This is a genomic window from Streptomyces sp. NPDC057617, from assembly GCF_042800555.1.
In the GTDB taxonomy this organism is placed as follows: Bacteria; Actinomycetota; Actinomycetes; order Streptomycetales; family Streptomycetaceae; genus Streptomyces.
The window spans coordinates 127,554-143,979 of record NZ_JBHVGV010000001.1; the positions used below are offsets into that span (position 1 = coordinate 127,554).

Annotated in this window: 15 protein-coding genes; 10 read left to right on the forward strand and 5 right to left on the reverse strand. The window is 70.0% G+C overall.

The window, feature by feature from the left end:
* The first annotated feature begins 31 nt into the window (after positions 1–31).
* A complete protein-coding gene (locus ACFU9P_RS00590) occupies positions 32–985 on the forward strand; it encodes an ABC transporter substrate-binding protein (RefSeq protein WP_384076670.1) in 954 nt (317 codons plus the stop codon).
* A 57-nt stretch (positions 986–1,042) separates the two neighbouring features.
* Positions 1,043–1,525, forward strand: a complete 483-nt coding sequence (locus tag ACFU9P_RS00595; RefSeq protein WP_376381135.1) for an RpiB/LacA/LacB family sugar-phosphate isomerase — start codon at positions 1,043–1,045, stop codon at positions 1,523–1,525.
* Between the two features lie 129 nt (positions 1,526–1,654).
* Here the strand turns inward: ACFU9P_RS00595 and ACFU9P_RS00600 are convergent, their stop codons facing one another.
* The 5 genes from ACFU9P_RS00600 to ACFU9P_RS00620 form a co-directional block, all read right to left on the reverse strand.
* Positions 1,655–2,509 carry an alpha/beta fold hydrolase gene (locus tag ACFU9P_RS00600; protein WP_384076672.1) on the reverse strand — a complete coding sequence of 285 codons (855 nt, stop codon included), beginning with the start codon at positions 2,507–2,509 and terminating at the stop codon, positions 1,655–1,657.
* A 90-nt stretch (positions 2,510–2,599) separates the two neighbouring features.
* Complete coding sequence (locus tag ACFU9P_RS00605) at positions 2,600–3,451, reverse strand: 3-methyl-2-oxobutanoate hydroxymethyltransferase (protein ID WP_384076675.1); 852 nt, start codon at positions 3,449–3,451, stop codon at positions 2,600–2,602.
* Positions 3,452–3,531: 80 nt separating this feature from the next.
* Complete coding sequence (locus tag ACFU9P_RS00610) at positions 3,532–4,038, reverse strand: 3-methyl-2-oxobutanoate hydroxymethyltransferase (RefSeq protein ID WP_376381144.1); 507 nt, start codon at positions 4,036–4,038, stop codon at positions 3,532–3,534.
* Between the two features lies 1 nt (position 4,039).
* A complete protein-coding gene (locus tag ACFU9P_RS00615) occupies positions 4,040–5,326 on the reverse strand; it encodes a Rieske 2Fe-2S domain-containing protein (protein WP_376381147.1) in 1,287 nt (428 codons plus the stop codon).
* Positions 5,327–5,367: 41 nt separating this feature from the next.
* The gene (locus ACFU9P_RS00620) at positions 5,368–5,691 is read right to left on the reverse strand and encodes a 2Fe-2S iron-sulfur cluster-binding protein (RefSeq protein ID WP_376381150.1); all 324 of its coding nucleotides are present in this window, start codon (positions 5,689–5,691) and stop codon (positions 5,368–5,370) included.
* A 166-nt stretch (positions 5,692–5,857) separates the two neighbouring features.
* Between ACFU9P_RS00620 and ACFU9P_RS00625 the strand changes: the two genes are divergently transcribed.
* From ACFU9P_RS00625 to ACFU9P_RS00660, 8 genes are all read left to right on the forward strand, one after another.
* Entirely contained in the window at positions 5,858–6,616 is a 759-nt protein-coding gene (locus tag ACFU9P_RS00625; protein ID WP_384076679.1) for a 2,3-diphosphoglycerate-dependent phosphoglycerate mutase, read from the forward strand.
* 77 nt (positions 6,617–6,693) lie between these two features.
* Complete coding sequence (locus ACFU9P_RS00630; protein ID WP_376381156.1) at positions 6,694–7,830, forward strand: ethanolamine ammonia lyase-activating protein; 1,137 nt, start codon at positions 6,694–6,696, stop codon at positions 7,828–7,830.
* 7 nt (positions 7,831–7,837) lie between these two features.
* The gene (locus ACFU9P_RS00635; protein WP_384076682.1) at positions 7,838–9,439 is read left to right on the forward strand and encodes an ethanolamine ammonia-lyase reactivating factor EutA; all 1,602 of its coding nucleotides are present in this window, start codon (positions 7,838–7,840) and stop codon (positions 9,437–9,439) included.
* A gap of 297 nt (positions 9,440–9,736) precedes the next feature.
* Entirely contained in the window at positions 9,737–10,846 is a 1,110-nt protein-coding gene (locus ACFU9P_RS00640; protein WP_376381162.1) for an ABC transporter substrate-binding protein, read from the forward strand.
* A 40-nt stretch (positions 10,847–10,886) separates the two neighbouring features.
* Entirely contained in the window at positions 10,887–11,993 is a 1,107-nt protein-coding gene (locus ACFU9P_RS00645) for an ABC transporter substrate-binding protein (RefSeq protein ID WP_384076685.1), read from the forward strand.
* Positions 11,994–11,999: 6 nt separating this feature from the next.
* Positions 12,000–13,796 (forward strand): ABC transporter permease, encoded by a 1,797-nt coding sequence (locus ACFU9P_RS00650; RefSeq protein ID WP_384076688.1) that lies wholly within the window; start codon positions 12,000–12,002, stop codon positions 13,794–13,796.
* 24 nt (positions 13,797–13,820) lie between these two features.
* The gene (locus ACFU9P_RS00655; protein WP_376381171.1) at positions 13,821–14,957 is read left to right on the forward strand and encodes an ABC transporter ATP-binding protein; all 1,137 of its coding nucleotides are present in this window, start codon (positions 13,821–13,823) and stop codon (positions 14,955–14,957) included.
* Between the two features lie 128 nt (positions 14,958–15,085).
* Positions 15,086–16,315: an MFS transporter gene (locus tag ACFU9P_RS00660; RefSeq protein WP_384076691.1), complete on the forward strand. Its 1,230-nt coding sequence runs from the start codon at positions 15,086–15,088 to the stop codon at positions 16,313–16,315.
* Positions 16,316–16,426: the final 111 nt, after the last annotated feature.

A 16,426-nucleotide genomic window follows, 5' to 3' on the forward strand; every position in this document is an offset into this window, starting at 1 on the left:
CCACGAGAGACACGAGAGAGCCGAGAGACACATGGCCGCACCTCAGCTCAGGACCGTGACCCGCACCCAGGGCAACAACGAGGCACTCAAGACCGGCGAGGTGGTTCCGCGGGGCTTCAGCTTCGCCTTCGAGGAGGTGCCCGTACTGGTCGACGCCTTCCGGCGCATGGTCCGCGGGCTGGAGTTCGACATCAGCGAGATGGCGCTGACCACCTATCTGGTGGCCAAGGCGCACGGCGTACGGTTCACGGCGCTGCCGGTGTTCCTGGTACGCGGCTTCCACCACGGCGCGATCCTGCGCGACCCCGCGTCGGACATCCGGGTCCCCAAGGATCTGGAGGGCCGCCGGGTCGGTGTGCAGCGCGGCTACACGGTCACCACCGGTGTCTGGGCGCGGGCCGTCCTGCGCGAGGAGTACGGGGTCGATCTCGACGGGGTGCGGTGGGTGTTGTCCGGCGACGAGCATGTGAGCGCGTACCGGCCGCCGGCGAATGTCGAACCGATGGACGGGCAGCGCTCGTTGGCCGAGCGGGTGCTCGACGGCGAACTCGCCGCGGTGATCGGCGCGGTCTCCGGCCCGGGCGCGGAGCGGCTGACACCGCTGATCCCGCACCCCGAGGAGGCGGGCTTCACGGCCTTGCGCGAGCGCGGTTTCTATCCCGTCAACCATCTCGTGGTGGTACGGGACGAGCTGCTGGCCGAGCGGCCCGAGCTGGGCGCGGAGGTCTTCGACGCGTTCGCCCGGGCGAAGCGGCTGTATGTCGACCGGCTGCGCGAGGGGGTCCCGGCGAAGCCCGGCGCGGCGGACCTGATGTACGGGCGGGTCATGGAGATGACCGGCGCCGATCCGCTCCCGTACGGCATCGGGCCGAACCGGGCGGTGCTGGAGACGCTGGTACGGCACGCGGTCGACCAGCGGATCCTCGACCGGGCGCCGGTGCTCGAAGAACTCTTCGCCGAGAGCACGCTCGATCTGACGGCCTGAGGCCCGGCCGGGTTCACCGGGCCGGCGGCCACCGCACTCGCCACTGGAGGAGAGACCATGCACATCGTCATCGCCGCGGACCACAACGGCGTGGTACTGAAAGGCCACTTGGCGGTATGGCTGGCGGCGCACGGCCACACCGTCGACGACCGCGGCGCCTACGGGGACGCCGACCAGACGGTGGACTATCCGCCGCTCTGCGCCGATGTCTGCTGGCAGGTGACCGACGGCCCGGCGGACCGCGGGATCGTCCTGGGCGGCAGCGGACTGGGCGAGACCATCGCCTGCAACAAGTTCCCCGGGGTACGGGCCGGGCTCTGCCACGATCTGTGGAGCACCAGGATCTCGCGCGGCAACAACGACTCCAATGTCCTGGTGCTGGCCGCGAAGGTGGTGGCGCCGGGGGCGGCCGAGGAGATCGTGGCCGCGTGGCTGGACACCCCGTTCAAGGGCGGGGTGCACCGGAGGCGGCTCGACCAGATCGCGGCGATCGAGCGTGGCGGCGGGGCGCGGGCACTCCGGGACGGCGGGACGCGCTGATACCGCTGGCCGCTCGCCGCTCAAACGACCGACCGCGCCCCGCGCACCGCAGTGCGTCCGGGGCGCGGCTCTCGTACCAAGGCTCCCGACCACGGCTCCCGACCGCGGCCGGAAGCTGCTCCCGTACCCCTACTCCCGCACCCCGTCCAGGAATTCGAGCACCCTCGCCGGCGCGCTGCGCTCCGTCTGCTCGGTCACGGGGACGCCCCAGTACTCCGCCAGCGGAAGGCATTCCTGGAGGTAGCGGGCGGCGGACGGCGCGTGCGAGTCGTCCTGGCCCGGCACGACGAGCGCCGGGACATCAAGGGTCAGCAGGTCCTCGGGCTCGGGGCCCGGCACCGTGTCGCGGTCGAAGAGCAGCCGCGCCATACCGCCGACCGTCACCTGGTACCGGCCGGCGTCGGTCCGCGCGTACCGTTCGGCGAACTCGTCGTCCTGGCGGATGACGCGTGCCCAGGGGCCGACCCGGGGATCGGCGGTGAAGCCCGCGTCGGTGCTCCGCACCAGTTCCACCACCCCGGCCGGGCCGTGCTCCTCGGCATGGGCGAGGTGCCGCAGGAAACGGGCGTGCTGTTTCATCCGGTACTTGACCCCGCCCGCGGGCGAGTAGAGCACCATGCTCAGCACCCGGTCCGGGTGGGCCACGGCGAGCACCGCCGCGGTCGAGCAGCCGACGCAGCCGCCCATCAGATGCGCCCGGCCGATCCCCAGATGGTCGAGGAGGCCGACGCCCTGGGCGGCGTAGTCGGCCCAGGAGATCCGTTCCAGCCGGCCCCCGGACCGGCCGGACTCACGGCGGTCGAAGGTGATGCAGGTGTACCGCTCGGTGAGACGGTCGAGCAGGCGCAGCCGCCGGTAGACGCCGACCTCGCGCCAGCCTTCGAGCGAGGAGTCGAAGCCGCCGGGGGAGAACATCAGCAGCGGCGGGCCGTCGCCGGCCACCTCGTAGCGGGTGGGAATCCCGTCGATGACGGCGGTGGGCATGGCGCGGTTCCTCTCGTGTGGGCCCGGCTTGTCGGCTCGGCGGGTGGCGTTCGGCGGACGGCGTTCCGGATGGCGTTCGGCGGGCGGCGTTCAGTCCGTGGCGGGAGGCGGTACGGGGATGCCTCCGGCGATCTGCCGCGCGGCCCGGACGTCCCCCGCGTAGGCCGTGATCGCGTCGAGCGTGGTCCGGGCGACGTTCGCATAGGTGTCCGGCGGGTCGTCGAGGGCCGAAGCGGCATAGCCGATGGCCGCGTTGACCATGCGCATCCGGCCGTCGAGCCAGGGGCCGCCGCCGAATCCGCCGACGACCGGGACGGAGACCGCCGCGGCGACGGCGGCTCCGACGACCGGCCCCGAGTTGGTGAAGTTCAGCAGAGCGGCGCCCGCGTCCTCCAGCCGTCTGGCCTCGGCGACCAGCGCGCCCTTCATCGCCTCGGGCACCTGGTCGGCGGCGGACGGGATGGCGCGGTACTCGACGCCGTACCGCAGGGCGGTCTGCGGGGTGATGCCGAACTGCGCGCACACCGGGATGCCCGCGCGGGTGATGGCCGTGACCGCCTCGGGGAAGTCCGAGGCGCCGTCGAGTTTGACCATGTCGGCGCCGGCCTCCTTGACGAACCGGATCGCCGCGCGCACCGCGCTGTCGGTGCCCTCCTGGAGCGGGCCGAACGGAAAGTCCGCGCTGACCAGCGCGCGGCGCACCCCGCGCCGTACCGCCCGGGTCACCACGAGCATCTCGTCCATGGTGACCTCGAAGGGGTTCGACTGTCCCCAGAGATTGACGCCGACCGTGTCGCCGACCGAGACGAGGTCGACCCCGGCCCGGTCCACGATCCGCGCCATCTGGTAGTCCCAGGCCACCACACCGACGATCTTGCGGCCGTCCTCCTTCATCCGCTGGAGCGTGCGCGGACTGATCCTGTCAGGCGTGCTGTCGGTCATGAAGGATTCGTCTTCCCGGTAGTGTCTTGAGTTCCCGTGTGTCCGGAGTTCCCGGTTGTCCGGAGGAAGGCCGCACGGGTCTAGACCCTGAGGGCCGTGAGCAGTTCGGACACATCGCTCTCGTCGGCGGACAGCAGCAGCACCCGGGCGTACGGGCGGAGCGCGGCGACCGCGTCACCGGCCTCGAAGCCGTCGCCGAGCACCACCCCCGCGGTTGTGATGCCGTGCCTCCAGCAGTGCCGCCCGATCGCGGCGGCGGTGGCCCGGCCGCCGTCCTCGGTGGCGAGGACGACCACCACATCGGTGTCCGTCAGCACCTGTTCGAGCGGTGCGGACGGACCGTCGATCTCCCGCAGCAGCACCCCGGCGCCGGACGTGTCCGCGCCTCCCGCACTGCGGTTCACATAGAAGCGGGCGTTGGTCCACGGCCGGCCGGCCAGCCGGTGCGCGACGCCTTCGGCCCGCTCGTCCAGGGCGATGATCCGCGCGGCCCTGGCCGGAGCGATGCGCGCCCGGATCCGGAACCGTGACTCGCCGGGCGCGGTCGCCCGCGCGCATTCGCTGAGATACGCCGTCGCCGCCGGCATGTCAGACCGACGACTGGGGTACGCCGGGCACCGACTTGACCGCGTCGCGGCACGAGTCGAGGAAGGACTCGGCCTGCGGCAGGACCACCGCCGCCGACCGCACCCTGTGGTGCGCGGGATCCACCCCGGGCGGGGTCACTCCCTCGTCCCGCAGGGCTATCGCGGCCTTGCGGAGCTTCTGCCGGGCCTTGATGATCCCGCTGTCGGCGGGGACAAGGCGCTCCCGGGTACGGTCCACGATCGGCCCCATGCTCTCCTGGAGCGAGGCGTCCTGCATGGCGATGCCCGCGACCCCCGAGTAGGTGTCGCCGCGCTTCTGGGCCTCGCGGTCGATCAGATAGTCGTTGTCCATATTGGCCTCGGGCCGGTAGGTGCCCGGGATGTTCTTGCTGTGGACGCCGTGCCCGTCCATCATCGCCTGGCGCTCCGTGTCCGTGAGCGCGCGGACCGGGTGGTAGTCGAACGAGTAGGTCCAGCAGTTCTCGTCGTCGATCGGCACCCAGAAGTGGCCGTGGATCGGGTGGTCGCCGCGCGGGGGCACCATGGTGAAGTTGGGCATCACCCAGGGCGTGATCCGCCAGTAGTAGGTGCCTTCCTCCGCGTTGCGCCGGGCGCCCACGAAGAGTCCGCCGTCGCTGTCGGCGACCTCGAAGAACGGCTTGGTGTCGTTCATGTTGTACTCGTTGCCCTTGGCGCCCCGGAACAGCGGGTCGGTCTTCAGCCCGCCGGAGTGCAGGAAGGTGACATGGCTGGAGTCGATACCGCCCTCGAACGCCTGGAGCCAGTTGCACTGCTGCCAGCGCTTGGAGGTGTAGGTCTGCTCCGGCGGCACCAGGGCGAATTCGAACTCCGGCAGCGCGGGCCGGGTGGCCGCGTCCCCCATATGGGTCCACAGCACATCGCCGATCTTCACCAGCGGATACGCGGTGAGCTGCACGTTCTGGCAGAAGCTGCTGTTGTCGGCCTCCGAGGGCACCTCGACGCACTGTCCGGTGACGTCGTACTTCCAGCCGTGGTACGGGCAGCGCAGCCCGGATCCCTCGTTGCGGCCGAACCACAGCGAGGCGCCGCGGTGCGCGCAGAACTCGTCGACCAGGCCGTACCGTCCCTCGCTGTCGCGGAAGGCGACCATGCGCTCCGAGAGGAGTTTGACGCGTACGGGCGGGGAGTCGTTCTCCGGAAGCTCCTCGGCCAGCAGCGCGGGGATCCAGTACTGCCGGAACAGCTCCCCCATGGGTGTCCCGGGGCCGGTCTGCGTGAGCAGCTCGTTGATGTCTTGTCTTAGCACAGCCGTTTCCCTTTCAGGTACTGACCTCGGGTACTGAGCGCTCAGGGCTGCTCGGGCGGGATGTCGACGGTCAGCCCGTCCAGCTCCGGGGTGACACGGATCTGGCAGGAGAGGCGGCTGGTGCTCCTGCGGTCGGACACACCCATGTCGAGCAGGTCGTCCTCCATGTCGCCCGGTGGGCCGACGAGCGGCGCGAACTCCTCCCGTACCCAGACATGGCAGGTGGCGCAGGAGCAGTTGCCCCCGCACTCCGCCACGATCCCCGGGACGCCGTTCCTGACCGCTGCCGCCATCACCGAATCCCCGGCCGCCGCGTCGACGGTGTACGAGGAGCCGGCGCTGCCGACGAAGATCACCTTGGGCAAGGTCCTACTCCCTCTCCGGGCTTCTGTCTCTTCAGGGCTGGTCTCTTCCGAAGCGACGGACGCGGCATCGAGCCATCCCGCCCTTGGTCCGACCATTAGACCAGATTGCTGAGAGGTGAACAAGGAGGTAGCGCGACCGCCGTGACGCGTGCTCACAATCGGGCCCATGCACACGCTGATCCTGCTCCGCCACGGCGAGAGCGAGTGGAACTCCAGAAACCTCTTCACCGGGTGGGTCGATGTGGATCTGACCCCGCACGGCGAGGAACAGGCACGCCGCGCCGGTCGGCTGCTCCGTACCGCCGGACTGCTCCCGGACGTCGCGCACACCTCCGTACTGCGGCGTTCCGTCCGCACCGGCACCCTCGCGCTGGCGGCGCTCGGCCGCCCCGGGGCGCCGCTCACCCGGAGCCGGCGGCTCAACGAACGGCATTACGGCGCGCTTCAGGGCAAGGACAAGAGCGCGGTGCTGCGGGAGTACGGCGAGGAGCGCTTCCGGCTCTGGCGCAGGTCGTACGACGTGGCTCCGCCCCCGCTCACCCCCGACGACGGGCCGGCCCCCGAGGGCGCCGACGCGGAGCGGGCGCCGCTGACCGAGTCCCTCGCCGATGTCAGCGCCCGGCTGCTCCCCCACTGGCATGACGTCATCGCGCCCGATCTGCGCGCCGGGCGGACCGTCCTGGTCGTCGCGCACAGCAACTCGCTGCGCGCGCTGGCCGCGCATCTCGACGGGCTGGACCGCGACGAGCTGATGGAGCTGAACATCCCCACCGGCATCCCACTGCTCTACACCCTCGACGAGCACCTCACGCCGATCGTCCGCGGGGGCCGCTATCTCGATCCCGTCACCGCCGCCGAGGCCGCCCGGGCGGTGGCCCAGGAGGGGTATCTGACCTGGGCGCCGGGGTCCCGCACGACTCGTTGACACCAAAAAAGGCATGGCCTTATGGTTCTACCAATCCAATGCGCGTGGCAGAGAAGCCGACCAGGAAAGGCCGTGGTATGGCCCAGGACGCAATCGTCGACGACAAGCTGGCGGCAAAGTTCGCCACCGAGAAGGACTCCCCCTACACGCGCTGGGTCGCCGCGGAGGGACTGGACATCATCGCCGCCCACTATGTACCCGACCTGCGTACGGTCGAGCTGAAGCCGTGGGAGCGGCGGGGCGGCCGGGGTGTGTTCATCAACCACGAGGCCACCCGCACCTCGAACGACTGCTATGTCTGCGAGATCCCCGCGGGCGGCCAACTGGCGCCCCAGCGGCAGCTCTTCGAGGAGATGATCCTCGTCCTCGACGGACAGGGCTCGACAACGGTGTGGAACGACGCCGGCGCCGAGGTCACCTTCGAGTGGCAGGCCGGATCGATCTTCGCCATCCCGCTCAACACCCATCACCAGCACTTCAACGGCTCCGGGCTGAAGACCGCGCGCTTCGTCTCCTCGACGAACATGCCCCCGGTCATCAATCTCTACGACGACGTGGACTTCGTCTTCGGCACCGCGCACGACTTCCCGGACCGCTTCAACGGCGAGCCCGACTACTTCTCCCCCAGGGGCGAGCAAAAGGGCCTGCTGCTGGACACCAATTTCGTCGCCGACGCGGTCAGTCTGCCGCTGATCGAGGCGAAGGAGCGCGGCGCGGGCGGCGGCCATATCCGCTTCGCGATGGCCAAGGGGTCGATGAACAGCCATATCTCGCAGTTCCCGACGGCCACCTACAAGAAGGGGCACCGGCACGGTCCCGGCGCCCATGTGATCATTCTGTCGGGCGAGGGCTACAGCCTGATGTGGCCGGAGGGCGAGGAGCCGCGGCGCTACGAGTGGGGCCCCGGCTCGCTGATCGTGCCGCCGAACATGTGGTTCCACCAGCACTTCAACACCGGCCCCGAGCCGGGCCGCTATCTCGCCTTCAAGCACGAGGTGGTCTCCATCCGCAACGCGCAGGGGGTGCCGAAGGCCTGGATCAGCCGGCGCGTCGGCGGCGACCAGATCGACTACGCCGACGAGTCGCCGGTGGTACGGGAGACCTTCCGCGAGGCGCTGGCCAAGCACGGCATGGAGCCGCGGATGGACGAGGTGTACGCGGCGGAGCTGCCCACGCTGGCACCGCTGCCGGAGGGCGCCAAGGTCACCGGCTGATGTCGTCGTGAGCCACTCGGGGCCGCACGGCACTCACCACACCGACCACCGGCACAGCCACCATCACAACGAACACACCGACGCGCACACGCATGCGCACGTACATGACGACCACGACGACGAGGAGCCGGGCGCGCTGGAGGACAACCCGATCTGGCAGCAGGACAATGTCACGCTGAACAGCGTCGGGATGGACATCGGGTCCTCCGGCACGCAGGTCGTCTTCTCCCGGCTGCTGCTGCGGCGTATCGGCGAGGACCTGACCAGCCGGTACATCGTCGTGCGCCGGGAGACCGTCTACCGCTCCCCCGTCGTCCTCACCCCGTACGCGAGCGCCGAGCGCATCGACGCCGAGGCGCTGGGCTCGGTCATCGACCGGGCGTACCGGGACGCGGCCGTGGACCCCGCCGCGGTCGACACCGGCGTGGTGATCCTCACCGGTGAGGCGCTGCGCCGCCGCAACGCCGAGGCCATCGCGGGGGTGCTCGCCGAGCGCGGCGGCGATCTGGTCACCGCGACCGCGGGGCACACCATGGAGGCGATGCTCGCCGCGTACGGTTCGGGCGCGGCGAAGGTCTCGTACGACACCGGGCTGCGCATCCTCAATATCGACATCGGCGGCGGCACCACCAAGCTGGCGGTCCTCGACCGGGGCGAGGTGGTGTCGACCGCCGCCGTGCACATCGGCGGGCGGCTCCAGGTCATGGACGGCGCGGGCCGGATCGTACGGCTCGATCCGGCCGGCCGGCGTCACGCGGCGCGGGCGGGGTTCGACTGGGAGCCCGGAGATCCCGTGCGCCCCGAAGAAGCGGAGCGGGTCGCGGAGGCGATGGCGGACGCGCTGGTCGCGGCCGTCACTGGCGGTCCTCCGCCGCCCGAGGTCGCGGAGCTGCTCCTGACGGCGCCGCTCATGGTGCCGGGTCCCGTCGACGGCGTGATGTTCTCGGGCGGGGTCGCCGAGTACGTGTACGGACGGCAGACCGAGGCGTTCGGGGATCTCGGGCTCCCGCTCGGCCGGGCGGTGCGCCGCCGGGTCGACTCCGGCGCGCTGCCCTTCCCGCTGCTGCCCGCGGGCGAATGCATCCGCGCGACCGCGCTGGGCGCGTCGGAGTACAGCGTCCAGCTCAGTGGGAACACCGGATTCGTCTCCGACCCGGGCGCCCTCCTGCCACGCCGCGATCTGCGGGTCGTACGGCCGGTCCTCGCGCTCGGGAAGAACGTCGACGCTGACGCGGTCGAGGCCGCCGTACGCCACCGGCTGGCCGCCGTCGAAGAGGTGGCGGCCGATACGGACGTGGCGGTCGCCCTGTCATGGAGCGGGCCGCCGAGCCATCGGCGGCTGCTGGCCTTCGCCCGGGGGCTGCGGGACGCGCTCGCCGAGCGCACCGCGCGGGGCAGAGCCGTGCTCGTCGTGCTCGACGGCGATGTCGCCCTGACCCTCGGCAGACTGCTCAGGGACGAACTCGGGGTCACCGGACCGCTCCTGGTCATCGACGGGCTGCGGCTGCGGGACTTCGACCACATCGACATCGGCCGCGTCCGCCAGCCCTCCAACACCGTGCCCGTCACCATCAAGTCCCTTGTCTTCGGCGAGGATCCCCGCACCTGACACCGGCCCCGCCGGGCCCCGTTTCCCGGTGCCCCGGCGGGCCCGCCGGAGACCTGACGAGATGTCCGAAACGTATCTGGTCAATCTCCCGACAATGCGTCGGTAACAATGAGATAACACAGCCGTCGCATGGTTAGACCATAAGACCGAACCTGGTGTTTCATGCAGGGACCCAAGCGGCAACGCTCGGACATCTCAACCGCACGAACAGCCCGCTGCCCGGTCTCCTCCCTTAACGCCCGCGCCCCACTCGCCCGCCAATGAGGGCCCGCGACCGGCTTCGCCCAGGAGTGTGCGATGCGACATGGTGCTCTTACGGCCGGCCTCCTGGCCGCCGGATTGATCCTCACGGGTTGCGGTTCGTCTCCCACGACCCAGTCCCCCGGTGGCGGCCAGGCCGCCGACACCGACCCCTACGCCCCCTACGCCTCGCTGACCGGCCAGGCACGGACGGACAAGCTGCTCGCCGACGCGAAGAAGGACGGCGCCCAGCTCGACCTCTACACCTCGAACACCGATATCCAGGACCTCGTCGACGGCTTCAAGAAGGCCTACCCGGAGATCAAGGTCAACGCGTTCCGGGCCAACTCCGAGACGGTCCTCCAGCGGATATCCCAGGAGAACCAGGCAAACAAGCCGCAGAACGATGTCGTCGACACCAATGACATCGAACTGCGCGCACTGGACTCGCAGGGCCTGCTCAAGCCGTACACGGGACCGGCCGAGGCCGGCCTCAAGGACGCCGCGAAGGGCCTCGGCGGCTGGACCGCGGAGCGCTTCAACGCGTTCGTCATCGGCTGGAACACCAACCTGGTCAAGAAGGGCCAGGAGCCGAAGAGCTTCGCCGACCTGGCCGATCCCCGCTGGAAGGGCAGGCTGTCCGTCGAGATCGGCGACTGGGACTGGTACGCGTCGATGCACACGTACCTCACCGAAGAGCAGGGAATGAGCCAATCCGATGCCGACGACCTCTTCAAAAGGATCGCCGCCAATGTCAAGGTGACGAAGGGCCACACGGTGCAGGGCGAACTGCTCAGTGCGGGACAGTTCGCCGTCGCCCTGTCCGTATACAGCCACACCGTCGACAAGGCCGCCAAGAAGGGCGCGCCCGTTGCATGGCGGCCCGTGGTGGAACCAGTGATCCTGCGACCCAACGGAGTCGGCCTCATGTCCCACCCCCGACACCCGGCCGCAGCACTGCTGTGGACCGACTGGGTGCTCAGCGACGGGCAGAAGGCGATCGCCGAGTCCCTGCGTATCCCGGCGGCCACGTCCGTACCCGGATTCCAGGACCCCATCCCGGCCGGCACCACCACCTACAGCCTCTCGAAGTCCGCCGAGACGGACGGCAAGCGGTGGAGCGCCGACTACGACGCCCTGCTGCGCGGCGTACCCAAGGCCGGCTGACCCACTCACCGTTTGCACCTCTTCACAGGAGCGCACCCGTATGAGGACCCGTAACTTGACCTTCTCCGTGTCCGGTCTGCTGGCCGCGACGCTCGTCGCGGGGTGCGGCGGCCTGCCGGGCCAGACCGGCGCGGGCTCGGACGAGGTCTACGGCCAGCTCCGGGGGCTGGCCGGAACCGAGCAACGCGCACAGGCGGAGGAGCTGGCGGGGAAGGAGGGGAAGACCCTCTCCCTGTACACCTCGATGACCGCCGATATCGCGACCCCGATAGCCGAGGCCTTCGAGAAGGAATACGGCATCCACGTCAGCGTCTTCCGCGGCAACTCGGAGACGGTCCTCCAGCGGACCCTTCAGGAACAGGAGGCCGGCCGGCCGGGGGCCGATGTCATCGAGACCAACTTCGCGGAGATGGCCATCCTCGCCGGCAAGGGCCATCTCGCCGACTACAACGGCTCCGCGCTCGACAAGGTCGAGCCGGCCGGGAAGTTCGACCACTGGACGGCCACCCGTTTCAATGTGTTCCAGCCCGCCTGGAACACCACGAAGATCAAGCCCGGTGACGAGCCGAAGAGCTGGGAGGACCTGGCCCTGCCCAAGTACAAGGGCAAGATCACCCTGGAGATCAGCGACAGCGACTGGTACGAGAACGTCACCAAGTACTGGCTCGACCACGGAAAGTCACAGGCCGAGGTGGACTCCCTCTGGAAGGCGATCGCGGCCAACTCCAAGGTCGCCAAGGGACACACCACGATGATGCAGTTCCTGACCGCGGGCCAGACCTCGATGGAGGCGATGAACTACACGTACATCACCGCCAGAGCCGCCAAGGACGGGGCGCCCGTGACCCATCTGCCCGCGAGCGGGGTCTCCACCGTACCCGCCTTCGCCCGGCCCAACGGAGTCGGCATGATCAAGGGCGCCCAGCACCCGGCCGCGGCCTGGCTGTTCTACGACTGGCTGCTCAGCGGCGGCCAGCAGACCCTGGTCGATCTGGGTCTCACCCCGTCCACCAAGGTCCCCGGAGACAAGAGCGTGGACGGGCTGACCCTCGTACCGTTCGATGTCGAGGGCCTGACAAAGGACGACACGGTCTGGGACAAGAAGTACGACGCGCTGCTCCGCGGTGCCGACACGGTGGGGCGGTGACGCGCGATGGCACTCGCCTCCACCGCCACCGCTCCGCAGGGCGGCCAGGGGACTCCGGGCGCGGGGGCCTCCCCCGAGCCCGCGTCCCCCGGCCGGTTCGCCGGACTGCTGCGGAGGCTGCTCTCCTTCCAGGGGCTCCTGGTCGGCGGCGCCGTGGTGATCGTCGGCTATCTCGCCCTCGTGCCGCTGGGCTATCTCGTCCATGACACCTTTCTGAACAGCACCGGCACCGGAGTCTCGTTCGACGCGTTCACCCGCGCGTACGGGGGCAACTCCCAGGCCGGCTCGATGATGCTCAACTCGCTGGGCTTCGCGCTCGGTTCGGCGGCGCTCGCGCTGGTGCTCGGTACGGTCCTGGCATACATCCAGGTCCGTACCGACACCCCCTTCAAGGGGCTGTTCTTCGCGGCCTCGCTGGTGCCGCTGATCGTGCCCGGCATCCTCTACGCGACCTCGTGGATCTTCCTCGGCGACCCGTCGAGCGGGGTCATCAACACCCTGATCTTCCAGCCGCTGTTCGGCAGCGCGCCGGTCAACATCTTCAGTGTGTGGGGCATGATCTGGGTGCAGGGGCTGCATCTGGCCCCCGTCACCTTCCTGCTGATGGTCGCCGCGTTCCGGGCGATGGACCCCTCGCTGGAGGAGTCCGCCGCGATGTCCGGGGCCCGGCGGCTCACCGTACTGCGGCGGATCACCGTCCCGCTGCTGCGCCCGGCGATGATCTCGGCCTCGCTGCTGATGTTCGTCCAGTCCCTGGAGAGCTTCGAGGTGCCGGGCCTGCTGGGACTCCAGAACGGCATCTACGTCTTCACCAGCCGGATCTACTTCGTCCTGCGCGCCTATCCGATCGACTACGGAGCGGCGGGCGCGCTGGCCATCGGGCTGCTGCTGATCGCGGCGGCCGGGGTGCTGCTCTCCGGCTGGCTCCAGCGCTCCTCGCGCAACTTCCAGACGGTGACCGGCAAGGCGTTCCGGCCCCGGCCGGTGGACCTGGGCCGGGCGCGGCCCTGGGTCGGCGCCGGCGTGATCGTGTACTTCCTGGTAACGGTGGTCCTGCCGGTCGCGGTCCTCGTCTACGCGTCCCTGCTCAAGTACTACGCCGCGCCCTCCCGCGAGACGCTCAGCTCGATGTCGCTGGAGAACTACAGCGAGGTCCTGCACATGCCCCTCGCCTTCACCGCGCTGAAGAACTCGCTGATCGTCGGCATCGGCGCGGCGACCGCGGTCATGCTGCTGACCTCGATCGTCTCCTGGGTGGTGCTGCGCACCAGGGCACCGGGGCGGCGGGTGCTGGACCTGCTCGCCTTCACCCCCATCGTGATCCCCGGGCTGGTCCTCGGCCTGGCGCTGTCCTTCGTCTATCTGCGGATGCCGCTGCCGATCTACGGCACGCTGCTGATCCTGCTGGTGTCGTACTGCACGCGCTACCTGCCGTACGGCATGCGCTACTCGTCCGCGGCGATGGCCCAGATGTCGCCGGAGCTGGAGGAGTCAGCGGCGGTCTCGGGCGCCTCGTGGTTCCAGACCTTCCGGCGGGTGCTGCTGCCGCTGATGAGCAGCGGCATCCTGGCCGGCTGGGTCTACATCCTCGTGGTGTCCTTCCGCGAGCTGTCGAGCACGATCCTGCTCTACAGCCCCGGCAAGGAAGTGCTCTCGGTCCTGATCTGGGAGCAGTTCGAGAACGGCCAGTTCACCACGCTCGCCGCGCTCGGTGTCTGCATGGTCCTGATCCTCGTCCTGCTCGTCTCCATCGCCTACCGCCTGGGAGCCCGCTTCGGGCTGCAGGGCGACTCGTCGAACTAGCACCTGCCCGAAGGGACACCAGGGATGCTGACTGTCGAATCCCTCGCCAAGAGCTATGAATCGTCCGCGGGCTCCGCGCGCCGCCGCAAGTCCGCCGACAGCACCCGTGTCTTCGCCGTCGACGGGGTCGACTTCGATGTGCGCGACGGTGAGCTGTTCACCCTGCTCGGCCCGTCCGGCTGCGGCAAGACCACCACCCTGCGCTCCATCGCGGGCCTCGAACATCCCACGGCCGGCCGGGTCAGCCTCGGCGACCGGGTGCTGTTCGACGCCGCGAAGGGGATCAATCTGCGGGCCAACCGCCGTGGTTTCGGCATGGTCTTCCAGTCGTACGCGATCTGGCCGCACATGTCGGTCTTCAAGAACGTCTCGTTCCCGCTCGATGTGATGCCCCGCGCCAAACGGCCGGGACGCAAACAGATCGAGGAGCGCGTCCACCAGGTGCTCGATGTGATCGAGCTGGGCGCGTACGCCTCCCGGCCGGCCACCAAGCTCTCCGGCGGCCAGCAGCAGCGCCTCGCGCTGGCCCGGGCGCTGGTGACCCAGCCGGAGCTGATGCTGCTCGACGAGCCGCTCTCCAATCTGGACGCCAAGCTGCGCGAGAGCATGCGCTTCGAACTCAAGCGGCTCCAGCGGGAGCTGAACCTCACCGCGATCTATGTGACCCATGACCAGTCCGAGGCGCTGGTGATGTCCAACCGGATAGCGGTGATGAACGAGGGGCGCATCGAGCAGATCGGCAAGCCGCGCGAGATCTACACCAAGCCGGCCACCCGGTTCGTCGCCGAGTTCATCGGTACGTCCAACTTCATCGAGGCCAGGGTGGTGTCGGTGACGGGCGAGGACGTGACCGTCGAGACCACCCAGGGGCGGCTGGTGGCGCGGGAGTGTCCGCGGAAGCCCGCCGCGGGGGACTCGGTCCTGCTGTCGATCCGGCCGGAGTCGATCGATGTCTCCACCACACCGCGGGGCGATGTGCCCAACGAATGGTCGGGGAAGGTCCGTACGCGCGCGTTTCTCGGCGATGCCATCGACCACATCACCGGGGTCGGCGATCTGGAGATCCGCAGCCGCTCCAACCCGACGGTGTCGATACCGCCGGGCACCGAGGTGCATCTCACCGTGGCTCCGGAGAAGGTCACGCTCGTACCGGTCGACTGAGATGTACGGGGCCTCCGGGCCGCTCTTCCGGGACCGGTCAGGACCCGGAGGAGCGGCCCGGTCACACCGGCCCGGTCACAGCGGCCCAGGAGCGGACACCGGAACGAGGGAGAGGCGTAGTGTCCCGCATGGCGATACCCGAAGTGCTGCGCAACCGCGACTTCACCCTCTACTGGGGCGGTGTGATCCTGTCCCAGATCGGGACGCGGGGAGCCGTCGCCGCCAATCTCTACCAGGTCTACCAACTCACCGGCTCCACCGCGCAGGTGGGCCTCGTCGGACTCGCGCAGGCCGTCGCCCTGCTGGTCCTGTCGCCGCTCGGCGGGATCTACGCCGACCGGCTCGACCGGCGGCGCCTGCTGCAGGTGACCCAGTGCCTCGCGCTCGTCGTGTCGGCGGGGCTCGCCGCCGTCACCCTCGCCGACGCGGCAACGGTCTGGACGGTCGTCGTCTCCTCGCTGCTGGCGACGGCGGCGGCGACCTTCGACCAGCCGGCCCGCCAGGCGCTGATCCCCGCGATGGTGCCGAGGGAGCGGCTCGTCGACGCGTTCGCCCTGCTCAACCCCTCGCGCGAACTGGCGGTTCTGGCTGGCCCGGCGCTCGCGGGTCTGCTGATCGCGGCCGGCGGGCCCGGCGCGGTCTATGTCTTCGACGCCGTGACGTACGGAGCGCTCGTCGCCGTCCTCGCGGTGCTGCGCGTTCCGCCGCTGGCAGTGGCCGACGAGCGGGCGTCGCTGCTGGAGAGCCTGCGCGAAGGCGTGGCGTATGTCGGCCGCAAGCCGCTGGTACGGCAGCTCATGGGGCTCGATCTGGCGGCCACGGTGTTCGGCGCGTACCGGGTGCTGCTGCCCGCGTTCGCCGCGGACATCCTGCACACCGGGGCCACCGGGTACGGTCTGCTCGCCGCCGCTCCCTCGGCGGGGGCGCTGATCGGTTCCGTATGGGTGTTCAAGCTGGTGCGTACGGCGCGCTCGGGCCGGATCGTCCTGTGGGCCACGGCCGGGTACGGGCTGGCCGTGGCGGGTCTCGCGCAGTCGCGGGTGTTCCCGGTGGCGATCGTGATGGCCCTCGCCCTCGGGGCCGCGGACGCGCTCGCCACCACCGTCCGGCATGCCGCGGTGCAGGTGGAGACACCGGACACACTGCGCGGCCGGGTCTCCGCCATCTACCAGATGTGTTCGCGGGGCGGTCCCGCGATCGGGGACTCGGTGATGGGCGCGCTCGCCGGAGTGGCGGGTCCCGTGCTCGCGCTGACGCTCGGCGGTCTGGTCCCCGCCGCAGTGTCCGGGCTGAGTGCCCTCGGCAGCCGTACGGTCCGCGACTACAGCGTGCCGAAGGCGCAGCCCGCCTCCACCTGACCCGCCCCCGCCGCCCCTTCCCGTACACACCTCGCTCATCCACACCTCTCGTCCGTACACACCTCTCGCCGTCGTTGTACAACTCCCGCCCACCGACAGCCGGAAGGCACC